A 16,716-nucleotide genomic window follows, 5' to 3' on the forward strand; every position below is an offset into this window, starting at 1 on the left:
GCGCACCCCCGGCCTGCTCCGCGACATCGCCTTCCGCGGCGACTCCCAGTCCTGGCGCGACTGGGCCCAGCGTGAGGTGGTGCTGAGGGGGTATTGACCATTGCGACGGCTGCGACAACGACAGGTTCTCTAGCGCCTGAGGGAGGCGGGCACCCGTGCGGCTCTACCCTTCCAGCAGAGCCGCCGGGACGTTATTCCACATCGGGCACCGTTCACTGCGCGAGTCTCATCATCTCCTTGGAGTATTCACAATACTCCAAGAATCACCAACCCTTGTTGCGGTTAGCGCTACGCCATCTACTTGCACTTCCAGAACACCGTCGTCGCCGGCACGAAGCGGCGCCGGGTCGCTTGCAGAGTCAGGGCAAAACCATACCAGCTGGGGATGATAGGGAAGTATGCTGCTCGCACGAAATGGGTCCTTCGACACATCAGCACTAGACACGGGAACAGCCATTACGACAAGCGGGTGCACACACACTGCGCGAAATGTATGAGATAATGGAAACTGCTCAAACCCAGATTCGTCCGCCTTCGCGGCCGAATACTCGTCAAACTCGCGGGCATCAGGCGGATCCCTCAAATCATAGTAAAGCTTGAACCCGTGGCCCTTCATATACGTTATCACGCGATGCCACATGTTGCGTTCGTCATAGTCTATGAAGCCGCATCGCCAGGATCGATCAGTTTCAATTGTTCCCTTTACAATGTCCCGCCACTCTCGACGCAGCTCCTCGGCTCGCCCGCAATCGCTACACCAAGGGCGAGCGTCGTCCGCAATCGTGTGATAGCTGCGAACCGAACTGCACCCGAAAACACCGAGCAGAGCTGCGATCATCATGAGGACGCACTCACATCGATGTTCAGGCATACATGTTCTCGCTTATGGCGTCCGAAGAGGACTCCCAAGTGCACTGTCCAAAGTCTGCCGCGTTACCAATGAAGCTGGTCAAAGACCGCCATGTGCAGTCGTGCCAAGACTCGGCGACTCGTGGCGGCAATCCTGCAGGCCTGTTCGCAACCGGCTGCCCGTTCTGCGCAGCCCGCCACTTGCCGGCGGAATAAACAATGGCGGTGACTAACGTCGCACCCGTGGCGACCAGAGCGCACGAACGTGCGAGTCGCATTAGGACTAGTGCTGTGGCTTGGCCGTGTCGCCGGCCTTCTGCGCGTAGGCCGCGTCGACCATCGCGATGTACTTCGCAGGGTCTCTCTTGAGTGACTTGAGGCAGCCCTTGCAGCAGAGGCGCACAAGGCGGTTCGCGATCACGACATCGACGGGATCGCCCATGCCGCCGAGTTCATCGGCGCCGACGACGCACGTGGTCAGCGGGTAGGAGGCGAGTTGCGCGGCGATCACCGCCTGGTCGACCTTGGCGATCGCTTCGGCGGGGTTCTCGCGGACCTTGACCGCGCACTCCTTGCAGCACACCCGGATGAGACGGTTGTTCACAACAACGTCAAGACCGATGTCCTTGCCGTCCTCCACCAGGGGCTCGTCCATGATGACGCAGGTGGTCGCCGCGTAGTGCGGCTTCTGGTCCGCGATGATCAGGGAATCGAGCTTGGCGGTCCAGGTCTTCGGATCGGCCTCGAACGTAGCGGCTTCTTCCGGCGAGTAGAACTTGATCTCGCGGGTCTCGATGACCTTTACAACCACGGCGGAGGAGTCCGCGAGCTTCTTCCCGGAAACGGGGCAGACCGCGAGTGGGTAAGGGTCGCCGACGGGCTTAGCCGCGGCTGGCGTCTTCTCGGTTGTCTTGCTGCCGGAGGGAGGGTCCGCGGCGACAAGGGTCGCCCCGACCAGACCCAATCCAAGGAACGCGCCGACAAGCACCTTCGCGCTGATCATGAGAGCCTCCTGGCGGGTGTTGGATACGCCGCTGGAAATGATAGCGGGCTGTGCCTGGCGACTGGGCGGACGCGAGACGCCCAAAAAAGCAGGGAGCGGAGGCACGACCAGGCGCCGCCGCTCCCACAGTGTCCGCCGCGAGCGGCGAACGATCTGGCTGAGTGAGTATCAACGACGGCGGCGGCGCAGGCCGAGTGCCATCGCCGCGAGCACGCCGGCCGAGGCCGGTGCGGGAACGGTGTTGATGGTGAGGTCGTCGATCATGAGGCGCGGGGCCGAGAGGGAGGCGCCGAAGGTGGCATAGATGTGGGCCGAGTCGAATTGCACGCCGGAGACCGAGAGCGTCGAGAACGCGATGTTGTCGCGCCCGCCCAGGTCGCTGATGGTGAACGAGTCGGTGCCGACGACGTTCCCGTTGAGGTAGGCATCGAGGTGGAACACGATGCCGCCCCACGGTCCGTTCTCATAGAAGACCATGTCGAAACTGATCGAGTCTGATACCTGCGGCAGGTCCATCCACGCGGTGGCGAAGGCGCCCAGCGACAGGTTCTCGCCGCCGATGTAGGAGGTTCCGAAGGTCAGGCAGTTGCTGGGGCTGCCCCATCCCGGGAAGTCGCCGTAGAGCAGCCCGGCGTTCTCGATGATGAAGTCGTTGCCGATGTCGGCGGGCACGAACGTGCTGCCGTCGGGGAATACGCCGCCGACGCCGTTCACGTCGCGGTATTGCACGCCGTTGTAGTCGAACGCCGAGCCGAGGAAGCCCTCGGGCAGGTCGTCGTAGTTGCTCACCTGGACGTCGGCAACGGCCACGCCGCAGACGGCGCTGATGGAGAGCAGGGCGGGGAGCAGGTTCTTCGCTTGCATGTCTTCCTCCTTCTTCGTGTGAGTCACGCGAGATCCGGGAGTGGGTGCCGCATCATGACCGTCACGGGCATGGGTGGGTATGGCATCCGCACTCTGAACAGGTCGTAATCGTCGGCGTTCGCGCCGAGCGCGTAGAACGCGGCCGAGGCGAGGTCGGTGTACGCGGGGATGTCGGGGGTCTGGGCCAGGGCGACGCCGCGCCCGAGGGGAGCAATCCGCTCGGCTACAGGGAGCGAGTCGGAGTCGTCAAAGGCGATCGGCGAGGCGAGATCGCTGAATACCCGGAGTTCGCGCTCGACGCGACCAAAGAGCGAGCTGTGAACGAACAGGTCGTAGTGGAGCAGTTCCGCGGGGACGCGGACCGCGGTGCCGAAGTGGGCGACTCGATCGTGCTCGGTGGCATGGGCGGGGCCGATGTTCCGGGCCATCTCGCCGGTGACCAGGGTGCGTTCGCCGCGCTGGCCGACCGGGCCGGCGAGGAACTCGTCCATCACCATGCCGTCTGCCGCGCGTCGCCGGGTGAGTTCGGGCATTGGCTGCGAACAAAACTGCGGCATTACGGGGACTCCGCCGTGCCGGCTCGCGGCGGTCGGGTCGAGGGGGACTCGCTGAATGCTGTTTTCCGTGCGGGATGAGTCGTCGGCGACGACGGACTGATTCACGACCCAGCGCACCCCCGGGCGGGTCTGTCGGAAGCCGATGAGGCCGCGGAGCTGCGCCGCGTGGAAATAGCGCGGCTTGTCTTCGGAGGGAACGAGGACCATCAGGGCCAGCAGGACGCGGCAGTGGGCGCCCCAGACGAAGCTGTTGCCCTCGAACGACTGCTGGCGCCACCGGGCATGGGACTCGGCGTCGTACTGGGAAGAACAGGACTCGAGAAGCATCTCGAGCTCGGCGCGGCTACCGGCGTGGGCCGCGGCGAGGGCCTCGAAGCGATCTGTCGCCTGGCGTGCGGCATTGACCATCGACGGGGGAACACCGACCGATTCGGCTGCGTCAAGCCAAGCAGAGAGGCTCTTGCCGCTTGGGATGTGTTTGGCCGCGACGAACGGGTCGTCGGTGTAAGAGACCTTGCCGACTTGCCAGGCGAGCTTGCGGTGGATTCCAAACTGCTCGCAGAGACTCGTAACTGCCTTGGAGCCTGGGCACTTATGTTCGATGATGCGAGCGAACGCACTGCGAACATCATGCACGGCGATCATGGTATCTCGCTCGAACGCACCACCTGGTTCGGGGGCTGAGTTGGTGGTCCGGAGAGCCATGGCTTGGAGCGTACCACCGATCCGATTTATTTCAAGCATTGTTTCGGAAACACATCAAGAAATAAGCATGTACCCTGTTGAGGTGGTGGTAATCGAGTTCACTTTGGCTGTGGTTCGCCCGACGCGAGTTGGGCTTCAATCTCGCGGAGCAGTTGGGTAGCTCCACGGGTTCGCTGGTGCTCGTTGCCGTAGAGGGCCTGGAACTGTGCAGCGGCCTGTCGGGCGTTGGGGGCGGCTTCGTCCAATCGCCCGGCGTCCCGGAGAGAGCGGGCGAGGGCGTCCTGCGTCTGCACGGACAACCAGTGCTTCGACCCGAGGACGCGGGTCACATCCGCGAGCAGGATCATGTACCCCTCGGCTGATTCGTTTGCCTCTTTGGCGAGCCGGAGGCTGTTGAGGTAGCCATAGCGGGCCGAGAATGTCTCGATCGTGTCAGGCCCGAGGGTCCGGGCGCTGGCCTCGGCGACTGACTTGTACAGATCAGCACCCTGTCGAGGGTCGCCGAGTTCGGCCTCGAGGCCTGCAAGGTTGCTGTTGATGGTCAGTGTGGCGGGGTTGTCGGGGCCGAGCCACCTGGAGGCCATTTCTGACGCGCGCTGCAGGTACGGCACCGCTTCGCGGTCTTTGTTGAGATCCTGATACGTGGCGCCGATGTTGTTGCACAGCCCGATGAGGGTCATGGGCGGCGGCTCATCGAGCGAATCGGCGATGTGGAGCGCCTCGATCTGCAGTTCGAGCGACTTGGCGGTGTCACCGACCCGCTCGTGCGCCAGGGCAAGGTTCCCGGTTGTGGCCAGCACCTGCGGATCACGGGCTCCCAGCAGACGCACTCGGCCGGCGAGGGCCTCTTTCAGCAGGGCGACGGCCTCCTTGCCACGGTCCATCGAGATGTAGACGCACCCAAGGTCGTTTACAGCGGTGTAGAGGACCGGGGCGTCCGGTCCGACGATGAGGCGGGCCCGCCGGATGGCATCGTTGAGGGCCCTGGCGGCCTCGGGCAGGCGCTCCAGTCTTGCCAGCAGGCTCGCCTGCGCGATTTCGGAGTGCACGGTCTCGGGAGCGTCGGCGCCCGCCGCGGCGCGGCGCAGTGCAACGGCTCGGCCGAGATGGGTTTCGGCTTCTTCGAATGAACCGAGTTCCATGTAAGCGACGCCGAGAGCGTGATGCACCGAAGCAGCGATGAGCGGGCGGTCGGGAAATCGACGATCCACCCTGCGGCTGGCGCGGTGGAGGAGGTCCAGCGCGGTGACATCGCGGCCGAGTTGCTCGGGCGAGGCCGCCGCGAGGAGGTCGTCGGTGAGGAAGCGGTTGAGTTCCAACTGGGCGTCGTATTGGTTGATCGCTTCGCGGCGCTGCGAGCGGGCCTCGATCAGGCCGATAGCGAGACCGGCCACGCCGACGACGCTGGCGACAACGATGACCGCGAGTGAGGCAACCAGGGCGCGGTTCCTGTTGCAGAAGCGTGCCGTTCGATAAGCAAGGGTCGCGGGCCGGGCCGCGATCGGCTCGTGCCGCAGCAGGCGACCAAGGTCCTCAGCGAGGGCCGCGGCGGTCGCGTATCGGCGGTCGGGGGACTTCTCGAGCGCCTTGGCAAGGATGCAGTCGAGGTCCGCGAGCATGTGCCGGGACACCGGATCCGAGCGGGAGAGGGCCGCATCGGCGGCACGCACGCGGCTTGCGGGCGGGGCGACGTCGTTTCGCACGCGGCGGAGTTGTTCGAGCGGATCGAGCGCGGCATCGCCCGTCGCGTCAATTGGGGGCTTGCCGCAAGTGAGTTCGTAGAGCACCGCTCCGATGGAGTACACATCGGCCCTGGTGTCGACAGGCTTCCCGCCGGTCTGCTCCGGCGCCATGTACGCGGGCGTTCCGATCGCCTGGCCGATCGTGGGGGGGGAACCCTCCGCGATGGCCTCGGGGGTTGGCTTGGCGATGCCAAAGTCGAGCACACACGGGGTTGGTCGCCCGTTGACCTCACAGACGAGGATGTTCCCCGGCTTCAGGTCGCGGTGGATGACGCCGCGCTGGTGGGCGTGCTGGACCGCTTCGGCGACGGTGAGCATGAGGGCCACGCGGTCGACGAGGCGGACGGACTTCTCACGGCAGTATGCGGAGATCGGCACCCCGTCGATGTAGTCCATGACGAGGTACGGGAGGCCGTCGGCCGTTCGCCCGGCGTCGAGCACATGGGCGATATTCGGGTGAACGGCCCGTTCCAGCGATCGGCGCTCGAAATCGAACCGGGCTGCGGACTCGGGGCTGATCGCGGCGTGCGGCACGATCTTGATGGCGACCATGCGGTGAACAGGCTCGTGCTGCTCGGCGAGGAGGACGTACCCGCTGCCACCACGTCCGATGCGGCGGATGACGGTGTAGGGACCGATCTTTGCCGGGAGATGCTCGGTACCGGCGGGGCGCTGATCGACATCGGCGCCGCCCGTGATCTCTTCGGCCGGCGTGTCGTGCGCCAGCAGCGACCGGACCTCCGCAATAAGCCGCGCATCCTTATTATCGGCCGACTTGAAGTAGGCCCGGCGGTCCTCCGCTGGGAGATCGCGGAGTTCGAGGAAAAGGGCCGACGCACGCTCGTGGAGTTCGCGGTCATTCACGGGCGCAGCCCTCGACGTGAGCGCTGAGCTCTCGTGCCAGCCAGGCCCGTGCCACGGTCCAGTCGCCCTCGACCGCCCGCTTTGAGACGCCGAGCACAGTTGCGATCTGTTCCATCTTCAGGCCGGAGAAGATGCGCAGCGTGACGACCTCGGCCTGTCGCGGACTGAGGCGGGCGAGCCGCTCGATGGCGTCGTGCATGGGTCCGAAGTCCACCTGTGTGGCGTCGGGAGCGATCATGTCGCGTTCGAGATCGAGCCGGAGTGATCCAGCTTTTCCTGCGACACCTCCGCCGCGCTTCTGGGCGGTGTGCGCACGGGCGTGATCGACAAGAACCTGCTTCAGGACGCGGCCGGCGATCGCGAGTTGTTGCTCCCGCGAGACGGCCGGAAGGCCGAACGCCATGATCCGCATGCAGGCTTCGTTCACGACCGCCGTGGGCTGGAGGGTGTGATCGGCACGTTCCGAGGCGAACACCCGGCCGGCGACCTCCCTGAGTTCCTCGTAGAACCGGGTGTTCAGCGCCGCTTCTGATTCCGGTGCAGCCTGTGCGGCGGGGTCGCTCATGGGTCGATTGAGGGCGTCGTCCCGCGAAGTGGTTGCGGACGCCCTCGTCCTTTGCGCATCGGTGTGGTAGGCCAGTGTACCACGGACCCGGCGGCTGTCACGCCCCGCGGACGCTGTTTGCAACCCGAGGCAGCCCCATGAAGGACTCTCTCTCGTTCAGGATGTTCTCGTTTTCGCACTTCATCACGCCCACGCTGATCAGGCTCCTGTTCATTATCGGGCTCCTGGTGATCGCGGTGGTGGGTCTGGTCACGATCAAGCAAGGAGTTTCGGCGAGCTACGGCGGTGGGGTGATGGTGCTCACGGGGTTGTTCCTGCTCGTCCTGGGGCCCGTGGCGTGGCGGGTGGTGTGTGAGTTGTTGATCCTGCTGTTCAGGATGTACGACACGCTCGTGGAGATCGAGCAGCGCAGCCGCAGCGGAGGCGGCGCCGCTGCGAAGGTGTGATTCGCACCGTTGGCGCTGGTCCGCCGCGGTCCTGCCCACACACACGAGGATGGGAACATGATCCAGCAACAGAGGGAACGGAACGGACGGGTCGCGCTCGCTGGAGGAATCGTGCTGGTGGTTCTTGCGACTCTTGGGCTTGTGGGGTGCGGCGGCGGGCTCTCCGGCACGTACACGGAGCAGGATGGGGTCGGCAAGCTTGAGTTCAAGGGAGACCGTGTGTACGTCACGACGTTGCTGGGCATGACGTTTGTGGCGAGTTACGAGACCGACGGGAACCATGTCATCATCCGTGGTGCCGGCGGATCGCAGGTGTACACGATCGACGGCAACACACTCGATGGGGGAGGCGGGGTCAGGTTCGTGAAGCAGGAAACAAGTCAGGAGCCCTCGGCGACGCAGCGCGCGGAGGTTTCAGGAGAACGGTCATGAGAACGTCACTCTGGTACGTGCTGGTCCTCATGCTCGCCGCGGTTCCGGTCACACTGACCGGATGCGGCAAGTCTCCACCGACCGGTGACGTCAAGGCGGCGATCGAGAAGGAGATCAGGAGCAGCCGACCGGACTTGATCGACACGTCGGTCGAGGGGGTTGACGTCACGTCGATCACACTGGCCGACTTCAAGCAGATTAAGTCCGCGACGCGGGCAAACGCAGGACTGCCGGTATTCGAGGGCGACTGGACCGCCAAGGTACGGTTCAAGGAGCCCTACGGCTGGGTGGTCGTCATGATCGATGGGACCCGGGTCGTTCGTACGGTGGCGAACAAGGGGGACGAAGTCGAGTGCAAGGGGACAGTCCATGCGTACCTGGACGAGGACGACGAAAAATGGCACGCCACCGCGATGATGCAGGGCGAGCCATGGTCGACGCTCTGGGACAAGATCGCCGACAGCAAGGGCATGGCGCCGACGTTCGCCTACCGGGTCGTCTCCTCGGACGGGGGGTCGAGCACCGCCCCGCGCGGCACCGACTTCCTCCCCCATTCGAAGCTCAAGCCGATGGTGGTCGAGGACTCGCCGGAGATGAAGAAGCTGCTGGCGGATTCGGCCGAGAAGCAGCGGATTGCGCAGGAGGCGGCCGAGGCGGAGCGGCAGCGGAGGCAGGCTGAGGCGGTAGAGCGGCAACGCAAGGCGATGGAGGAGGCGGCGGAGCGCCAGCGGATCGCTCAGGCCGAAGCGGCCGAGCGTCAACGCGTCGCTCAGGAGCAAGCGGCGGAGCGCCGCCGAGTAGCCGAAGAAGAGGCGAAGCAGCAGGCGGAGGCGCAGCGTCGCGCCCGCCTGACCCCGCTGATCCAGCCATTCCAGGGCGAGTCTGGCGCGGTCATCGTGTCGGACGCCGGCACGACCATGGGGACGGTCATCCTGAACGCCCAAGTGGACGAGGAGAAGTTCACGGTCAAGGGCGATGGGATCGATCTTCGCGAGATGCCGTTCCGCGAGTTCACATTCGAAGCCACCATCGACCCCAGAAACGTGCTGGTGATGAAGTCATCGATCGGCGCTGCGCCGCTGGAGTTCTCCAGAGCGACCGCAAGCGGGATCACGGGCAACGGCGTGTCTCTCTCGTCCCTTGATGCGGCGGAGCGTCAGCGGCTTGACGCCCTGATCGCGACCGGCAAGAAACTCGGCTCGGCCACGCCCGCGGGGCTCAACGTCGAGGTGCTCGACGCCAACGCGGCGAAGGCCAGGCCGGCGGATCTCACTCTGACGGGCATCCCGGGGACGATCTTCTATCGCGGCCGCAACGACGCGAGAATCGCCGGGCTGTTCGCCGGAACAGTGAGCCGAAGCGCGTACACGTGGCGGCAGGAACTGGTGTGTATCCGTCTTCCTGAGCCGGGGACCTGCGCCGGGCTATACATCCGGGGCTCGGGCGCCGCGACCGACAACCTGCTGGTTGTCGTCAACGGGGTCCACCGAGCGAGGATTGAGGCGATGCCCGCCAACGGCGCGGCCATCATCTCGCTGCCGCCCGGGACCGAGGTGCTGGACCTCCGGTTCGAGGCGCTGGGCTCGGCACAGTCGCGCGGGATCGCCATGATCAAGTGAGCCACCGGAGTCCTTACTCGGACGCGTATTCGATGACCACGGTTCCGGTGGGCTTTGGTAAGCGGACCTCGTGTTCGGAGATGACCTCTGCGGGCTCACCATCGATCGTCGCCGATTTGATCCGCAGCGTGCCGACGCCGCGGACGACAACCCCGCCCGGCGGTGTTCGAAGACCGCCCGCGAGGTCGATCGTGGTTCGGTCGCCATCGTCCCGCAGTGAGTAGGTGACCGGTCCGTACTCCGTCGGGAACGCGCGAACACGCACCCCGGGCGCTTCGCGGGCCCACTGGGGCTTGATCCCCGCGGCGATGACCAATGAGCGGTCGCTCTCCCGCTCATAGACCATCATGGATCGAATCGCGTTGAGAAAGTCGCCGCCGACCCAGGTATGGGGCATGTCGCCGATGAAGCGGGGGGCCCGCTCGTCCTTCCAGACCACCTCGGCCCATTGGTTCCAGGCGGTGGGACGCTGGTCGTCGAGGAAGAAGTCGAGCAGCTCGTGGGCCCGCTCGGGCTGGCCGAGGCGAACGAAGATGCCGATGAGGCGGACTTCGTACGGGGTGTAGTCCTTCCACTCGGCCGTGCCGTCACGACGCCGAGTAAAGAACTCGAAGTACTTGTCGAATGTCCGCTGGAGCGCGGATTGCGGGGCCTTTCCCAGTTGACCGCATGGGAAGACGGCGATCGCCGTGGAGGTGGCGTCGAAGTCTCCCAGTTCGACGCACCCCGGGATGTAGTCGATTCCCTTGACCTTCATTGCCAGCGGGATCGATTCGTACAGCGCGGTCTCGTAGGCGTCGCGCGCGGCAGAAAATCGGTTCACGAGATCGGAGCGACCGATGGCCTGGGCGAGCTCCACGGCATCGGAGAGGCCGCGGATTGTGAAGAACGAGTCCCAGTAGGAGTGCATCGGCTTGGCGGAGTATCCCTCGTGGCTGATGGACTCGGGGACGAGGCCGAAGCAGGCGCGGACCGAATCGGGGCCGTCGGCGTATTCGCCCGTGCGGCGCTGGGCCGACAGGGATTGCAGGTACTCCACGCCCTTTTCGATCCGCGGCATCTGCTGCCTGACGAACTCCAGGTCGCCTGTGAAGGCCCAGTAGGTTCGCACAGCGTAGATAAACTGGCCGGTGGAGTCGTGCTCGTTCACCGGATCAGGCCCGCGCGAATCAACGACGCAGGGGACCTTTCCGTTGTCGTACTGGCGCGGGCCGTACCACTCGATGAACTCGCGGGCCTCGCGTGGATGACCCGTCGCGAGTAGGGCGGCGGAGGTCATCGAGCCATCCCGGATCCAGGACCGCTCGTACGTACGAGACCCCGGCTGGATGGCCGGGCCGTCGCGGTTGATCAGGATGTATGCCTGCATGGTGCGGAACGCGGCGACGAGGCGCGACCCCGATGGGGGGAGTTCGAGACCCACCTGGTTGATTCGGTCGGACCACGCCAAAGCAACGTGGCGGAACCGCTGCTGGACATACCCCTCGGGGGGGCGGGACGCCGGCGTGGCCGGGGGACGCGCGCCTTCACCAAGTGGAATACTGATGGTGGCGGTGAGTTGCTCACCCGGCGCGAGATCAACGTTGTACAGCAGCGCGCCCGAAGCCAGGCCACTTGGGTCATCGATCGCCTGCGCGGCGGGCGGTGAGCCGGTCGTCGCGAGGTGCTCGGCGATCTCGCCGCCATCGAAGGTGCTGGCGCCGAACGCCGCCGGGGACCACGCCTCGATCGTTCGGGTGCCGTTGACGACTACGCGGGAGGTGTCGAACTCGATGCGCGAGATCGGGGAAACACCACCAGTGATGTTCAGGTCCTGCCACCACGGGAGAACCTGGAACGGCCTGATCGCGAGCGCCAGGGCTCCTTGGAGCCGCCGCGGAGACGAGTTACGCAGGGTGTACTGGCCGATGACGCGGCTCTGACTCTGGGGCCCATCAGCGAACGCGGTGATGTCCAGCGTGAAGCCGGGGGCGTTCCAGAGCACGCTGGGGATCGGGAGGTCGCCGTGCTCAAGCCGCTGGGTCGCGGAGACATCGGCCCAGGTGAGGAGGCGAGGGGCTCCGTCGTCGTTCAGGACCACCATCGGCTCGACGGTGAACCCCTGCTTGGCGACCTCGAGCGTTCCATCCTCGCTCAGAAGGGCCTCCTCAGAGGACTCCGGGGTGCCGACAATCGTCCAATATGCCTGCTCGTCGTGGAACTGGCGGGGGAACCACCCGCGGGGAGACTTTCGGGCCACCTCACGGATGAAGGCGTTGCGGGTGGATCCGAACGCGGCGTCGCGCACATCAAGCCGCTCGACTCGTACCGGAGCGTCCGGATCCGCGCGCCGGCGGACGGCCAGTCGCAGGTAGCGGCCCTCAGAATCAGGCGCCGCCACCCAGTCGCGGCCGCCGTTGCCGCCGCGGACGGACGCCACGGTCTCCCATTGCGAGCGGTCCTGGGATACCTCCAGGTCATAATCGGTGGCAAACGCGGAAGCGCTCCATTCAATGACCGCGCCGCCGATCTCGCACGACCGACCGAGGTCAAGTTCGAGCCAGGGTGAGCCATCGGTGGCGTCCGGAGTCCAGCCGAGAACTCCGTCGGTCGGGGGGCCCTGGGACGACAGGGATCCGGATGAGGCTCGCATGGCAGTCGCGCCCGCCGGCGCGATGGACTCCGGCAGTTCCTCGAACGCGAGCGAATCGAGGAACACCGAGCCCCGCCCTCCCTCCGACGCAGCGATCGCAAACTCGATCGCCCCGATGCGATCCATGCGCGCCCCCCCCGAGGGACCCCACGCGAACTGAAACTGCCTCGCGCGGTACCGGACCGGCGTCCAGGCGCTCGGGAACTCGTACGCCCGCTGGTTGACCCACCAGACGTTGTCGCCCGATGGATCGACGAGTTTGAACTCGAGGTTGTTGCGGGGCGGCTTGGCCCCCTCCGGACCCTCCGCGCGGATCTGGAACGAGAAGCGGTAGTTGGGGGGGAGTGCTAGATCGATCTCTTTCCGGGCAATGCAGTAGCCGGCGCCGGCCTCGAAGTCGAAATCGAGCCGCAGGCCCCGGCCGTCGACGCCGTCAGTCGGACTGAGAGAGGCTTTGACTCCGTCCGAAGCAATGACCCGCCACCCCGCAGCATTCTCGCAGTTGTCGAGAACCCGCGGCTGTGCCTGTGCGCGAAGCGAGGCGAAGATCACGGCGATCGTCGCGGCGGCGATCCACCGGCTGAACAGGGGTGATCCGGGGGAGGTATTCACTCAGCAAGTGTAACCGATTTCAGGCCGGGTACGACTGGTTTTGCTCAGAACTCGCCGCCGTTCGTGCCGATCACCCGCGCGTACCAGCGGCCAGAGTCCTTGATGGTCCGCCGCTGCGTCCCGAAGTCGACGTGGACAAGGCCGAATCGCTCCTTGTACCCCTCCTGCCATTCGAAGTTGTCCATCAACGACCAGTGGAAGTAGCCTCGGATGTCGGCGCCATCGGCGATTGCCCGGCGCAGCTCCGCGAGGTATCGCCGCGTGAAGTCGATTCGCGGCTGATCGTGGACCGCGCCGTCCTGGCTGACCCAGTCGTTGCACGAGAGACCATTCTCGGTGATGTACACGGGAAGCCCGTACGCCTCGTGCAAGAAGCGGGGGCCCCAGTACAGTGACTCGGGGACCACGGGCCAGCGGATGGCGGTCTGCGGGTGACCGGGCGGGAAGGGGACTTCCTCGGGAGTCCCGTCGCGCCCGGCGCGAACACGAACCGACTCGTAGATATTGACGCCGAAGAAGTCGAGTTTCTGCGAGATCGTCCGCATGTCCTCGTCCGAGGGCTTTAGCGCATCAGCGCCATAGGTCCGCATTCCGGATTCGGGGTACGCGCCGCGGCAGACCGCATCGGCGTACCACGCGCTGTTCCAAAGATCGCGACGGGAAACGGTCATCATGGCGTCACGTGCCGCGGCGATATCGGCCGGTGAATCTGTTGCCGGGCTTCGCGCGTATCCGATCGGCGCCCAGCCGATCGTGGGGGGGCTCTTGGCCCGCGAGCGGATCACCTGCACCGCCCGGCCGTGGGCCACGAGCGAGTGGTGACACGCGAGGAGTTGGTCACGCAAGTCCAGCCGCAGCCCCGGAGCGTGACGGCCGTCGCCGTGGCCGAAGTGGATGAAGCACTGCGGCTCGTTCAGCGTGATCCAGTTCGAGACGCGGTCCGAGAGTGCGTCGACAACAAGTGCGGTGTAGTCCGCGAACCAGGCGGGGCTCTCGGTGTTCAGCCAGCCGCCGCGGCGCTGAAGCGCCGACGGATAGTCCCAATGGAAGAGCGTGAGCCACGGCGATATGCCCGCCGCGAGAAGGGTGTCGACCAGCCGGTGGTAGAAGTCGATCCCCGCTGTATTCACGCGGCCCGTGCCCTCCGGCAAGAGCCGGCTCCACGAGATCGAGAACCTGTAGGCGCCCAGGCCGAGGTCCTTCATGATCCGGACGTCGTCGGCTGCACGGTGGTAGTGGTCGCACGCGTGGGCGCCGGAGTGTCCCTGGTAGACCGCGCCCGTCCGGCGGCAGAAGGCGTCCCACACGCTCTCGCCCCGGCCGTCGGCCTCGGCCGCGCCCTCGATCTGGTACGCCGACGTTGATCCGCCCCAGACAAACCCGGTCGGGAATCCCATGGCATCGGCCTCCTTCGAGCACGCTCCGGCGGGGAAACATAGCGGGGACGCACGCTCGCCGGCAGCACACACGTATCCGTGCAGACCCGGATGGGACCGGTACACTGCTCCGCCATGGCAACGGTCACACTCGAGAACGTGAGCAAGACATACCCCGGCGGCGTCGCCGCGGTCAGGGACATCTCACTCTCGATTCCCGACGACGCGTTTTGCGTCCTGGTCGGCCCGTCGGGGTGCGGGAAGTCAACCACGCTCCGGATGATCGCGGGCCTCGAGGACGCGACCGAGGGCACGATCTCCATCGGCGGTCGGGTTGTCAACGACGTGCAGCCGAAGGACCGCGACATCGCGATGGTGTTCCAGAACTACGCCTTGTACCCGCACATGACGGTGTACAAGAACATGGCCTTTGCGCTCAAGCTGCGGCGAATACCGAGGGCCGAGATCGACCGGCGTGTCCGCGAGGCGGCGCGTACGCTCGACATCGAGCACGTCCTGGACCGCAAGCCCGCGGCCTTGTCGGGCGGGCAGCGCCAGCGCGTGGCCCTCGGGCGGGCGATGGTCCGAGTGCCGAAGGTGTTCCTCTTCGATGAGCCGCTCTCGAACCTCGACGCCAAGCTCAGGCTCTCGACGCGTGCCGAGCTGAAGGCGCTCCACATGCGGCTCAAGACCACCACGGTTTATGTGACGCACGACCAGGAGGAGGCGATGACGCTCGGCGATATCGTCGTCGTCATGTCCAACGGCGTCATCCAGCAGGCCGGTCCGCCGCTGGAGGTGTACCACCGCCCGGTCAACCGCTTCGTGGCCTCGTTCATCGGAATGCCCCCGATGAACTTCCTGCCCGGAACAGTCAGCGATGGTGCGCCAGCCGCGTTCACGGAGCAGGGGGCCGGCGGCCAGACGATCGCGCTCGGTGACAGGTTCGGCAGGGTGGTTCGCGACGCCGGGGCGCCCGTGTGGCTCGCCTTTCGGCCTACCGCTCTAGGCCTGTCGGGAACAGGTGACAGTCCCGGATTCCCGGTCATTCGCGCTGTTGTTGATGTCGTCGAGCCACTGGGAGACCAGGTCGACCTTTTCTGCACGACGCCGGGCGGCACGCGGATCATCGCGCGCATCGCCACTACGTCGCTTCCCGTGCGAGGCGACCCCGTGGGGCTCGCCGTCGACCTCTCAAAGGCCCACCTCTTCGATGCCGGCGAGTTCGGCGCCAACCTCACCCTTGGTTCGTAGCGCTGCTCTCTCGCACGATCAGGGAGGTCTCAAGGCGCACGCTCGAACGCGGCGCCGATGGGGAGTCGATCCGCTTGACCAGCATGGTGACCGCCGCGCGGCCGGCTTCGGCCATCGGGACGCGGACCGTGCTCAGCCGAGGCCGGACCAGCGACGCCAGGCGCGTGTCATCAAAGCCAATGACGCGCAGGTCGTTCGGCGCACTCAGGCCCGCATCGGCCGCCCGCTGGAGGATTCCTAGCGCGATCTCGTCGTTGCCCGCGAGAATGCTCGCCCCGCGCAGGTGCCCCGCGGCGGCCATCGAATCACCCCAATCCTGCCCCCACTCGATCGCGTACTCACCGAACATGATCTGGTCGGTCCGTGGCTTGGCGCCGCGGGCGCCCAGGGCGCCGACAAAGGCCTGGGCTCTCTCCTGCGTGTCGAAGTTCCCGGCCGGGCCACCGACAAAGTAGCAGCGGGCAGGATCGCCACCGTCCAGAAGATGCTCGGTCGCCTGGCGGGCGCCGACGGCGTGGTCGATCACGACGCTGTCGACCCCGGGAGAATCGATGTTCGCATCGAGAACGACAAGCGGGATCCTGAACCCGCTGACCTGAGCCCAGAGTTCCTCGTTCGGTTCCGTGATCATGAGAGCCAGGCCGCCGATGATGCCAAAGCCCAGTGAGGCATCGCGCTTTCCGTCGCTGTGTCTGGCCTCGGAACTGACCAGCAGGTGGTATCCCTGCTCGCGCGCCGCATCGTCGGCGCCGCGGAGCAACTCGGAATAAAAGTCGCCATGGATGTCCGGGAGGGCGATCCCGAGGACTTCGGTCCGCCGGGTCGTGAGGCTGCGGGCGAAGGCGTTCGGGCGGTATCCCAACTCGCGGATAACCTGCTGCACCTTCGCCGCAGTCTCCGAAGCGACCAGGTTTGGGCTGTTGAGCACGCGGCTCACCGTGGCGGTCGACACGCCGGCCGCGGTGGCGACATCCTGGATCGAAACCGCCCACGGCCGGGTGGCCGTCGCTGCGTCGGAGGGTTTCTGCCGGGAGAGCATGCGTGGAGTCTAGCATAACTCAAAATGTGGTAGACTCTGGTGGCGTAAGCGGTTACATTGCTGGAAATGCGGTATCTCGTTGTCGTGAACCCTTCAGTTCACGGAGGGGAGGATCTATGCGCCGACTATTCAGTGCCGTTCTGCTTGCCGCAACATC

General features: G+C 65.8%; 12 protein-coding genes. 4 read left to right on the plus strand and 8 right to left on the minus strand.

Going from position 1 to position 16,716, the window contains the following annotated elements; all coding sequences use genetic code 11:
- Window positions 1-1,132: 1,132 nt before the first annotated feature.
- The 5 genes from KF745_00005 to KF745_00025 all read right to left on the minus strand — a co-directional run bounded on the left by KF745_00005 (window position 1,133) and on the right by KF745_00025 (window position 7,149).
- The gene (locus tag KF745_00005; GenBank protein ID MBX3356787.1) at window positions 1,133-1,852 is read right to left on the minus strand and encodes a hypothetical protein; all 720 of its coding nucleotides are present in this window, start codon (window positions 1,850-1,852) and stop codon (window positions 1,133-1,135) included.
- A 168-nt stretch (window positions 1,853-2,020) separates the two neighbouring features.
- Entirely contained in the window at window positions 2,021-2,716 is a 696-nt protein-coding gene (locus KF745_00010) for a hypothetical protein (GenBank protein ID MBX3356788.1), read from the minus strand.
- A gap of 23 nt (window positions 2,717-2,739) precedes the next feature.
- The gene (locus KF745_00015; protein MBX3356789.1) at window positions 2,740-3,978 is read right to left on the minus strand and encodes a hypothetical protein; all 1,239 of its coding nucleotides are present in this window, start codon (window positions 3,976-3,978) and stop codon (window positions 2,740-2,742) included.
- A 98-nt stretch (window positions 3,979-4,076) separates the two neighbouring features.
- A complete protein-coding gene (locus KF745_00020; protein MBX3356790.1) occupies window positions 4,077-6,584 on the minus strand; it encodes a serine/threonine protein kinase in 2,508 nt (835 codons plus the stop codon).
- Window positions 6,577-7,149 carry a hypothetical protein gene (locus KF745_00025; GenBank protein ID MBX3356791.1) on the minus strand — a complete coding sequence of 191 codons (573 nt, stop codon included), beginning with the start codon at window positions 7,147-7,149 and terminating at the stop codon, window positions 6,577-6,579. The genes KF745_00020 and KF745_00025 overlap by 8 nt, the downstream gene beginning before the upstream one ends.
- Before the next feature lie 137 nt (window positions 7,150-7,286).
- Here KF745_00025 and KF745_00030 point away from each other — a divergent pair, with 137 nt between their 5' ends.
- Genes KF745_00030 through KF745_00040 form a run of 3 tightly spaced genes read left to right on the plus strand, consistent with a single transcriptional unit; the run spans window position 7,287 to window position 9,646 of the window.
- Window positions 7,287-7,595: a DUF4282 domain-containing protein gene (locus KF745_00030; protein ID MBX3356792.1), complete on the plus strand. Its 309-nt coding sequence runs from the start codon at window positions 7,287-7,289 to the stop codon at window positions 7,593-7,595.
- Between the two features lie 57 nt (window positions 7,596-7,652).
- Window positions 7,653-8,027: a hypothetical protein gene (locus KF745_00035; protein MBX3356793.1), complete on the plus strand. Its 375-nt coding sequence runs from the start codon at window positions 7,653-7,655 to the stop codon at window positions 8,025-8,027.
- Window positions 8,024-9,646, plus strand: a complete 1,623-nt coding sequence (locus KF745_00040) for a hypothetical protein (protein MBX3356794.1) — start codon at window positions 8,024-8,026, stop codon at window positions 9,644-9,646. The genes KF745_00035 and KF745_00040 overlap by 4 nt, the downstream gene beginning before the upstream one ends.
- Window positions 9,647-9,659: 13 nt before the next feature.
- On the opposite strand, the gene KF745_00045 is transcribed toward KF745_00040, so the two are convergent.
- Window positions 9,660-12,890: a discoidin domain-containing protein gene (locus KF745_00045; protein MBX3356795.1), complete on the minus strand. Its 3,231-nt coding sequence runs from the start codon at window positions 12,888-12,890 to the stop codon at window positions 9,660-9,662.
- 44 nt (window positions 12,891-12,934) lie between these two features.
- On the minus strand, window positions 12,935-14,287 hold the full coding sequence (locus KF745_00050; GenBank protein ID MBX3356796.1) for a beta-glucosidase: 1,353 nt from the start codon (window positions 14,285-14,287) through the stop codon (window positions 12,935-12,937).
- A gap of 114 nt (window positions 14,288-14,401) precedes the next feature.
- Here KF745_00050 and ugpC point away from each other — a divergent pair, with 114 nt between their 5' ends.
- Window positions 14,402-15,520 (plus strand): sn-glycerol-3-phosphate ABC transporter ATP-binding protein UgpC, encoded by a 1,119-nt coding sequence (gene ugpC / locus KF745_00055; protein ID MBX3356797.1) that lies wholly within the window; start codon window positions 14,402-14,404, stop codon window positions 15,518-15,520.
- Here ugpC and KF745_00060 read toward each other — a convergent pair.
- A complete protein-coding gene (locus KF745_00060; protein ID MBX3356798.1) occupies window positions 15,504-16,559 on the minus strand; it encodes a LacI family DNA-binding transcriptional regulator in 1,056 nt (351 codons plus the stop codon). The genes ugpC and KF745_00060 overlap by 17 nt on opposite strands.
- Window positions 16,560-16,716: the final 157 nt, after the last annotated feature.

It is taken from the genome of Phycisphaeraceae bacterium (genome assembly GCA_019636655.1).
Lineage (GTDB): Bacteria > Planctomycetota > Phycisphaerae > Phycisphaerales > UBA1924 > JAHBXB01.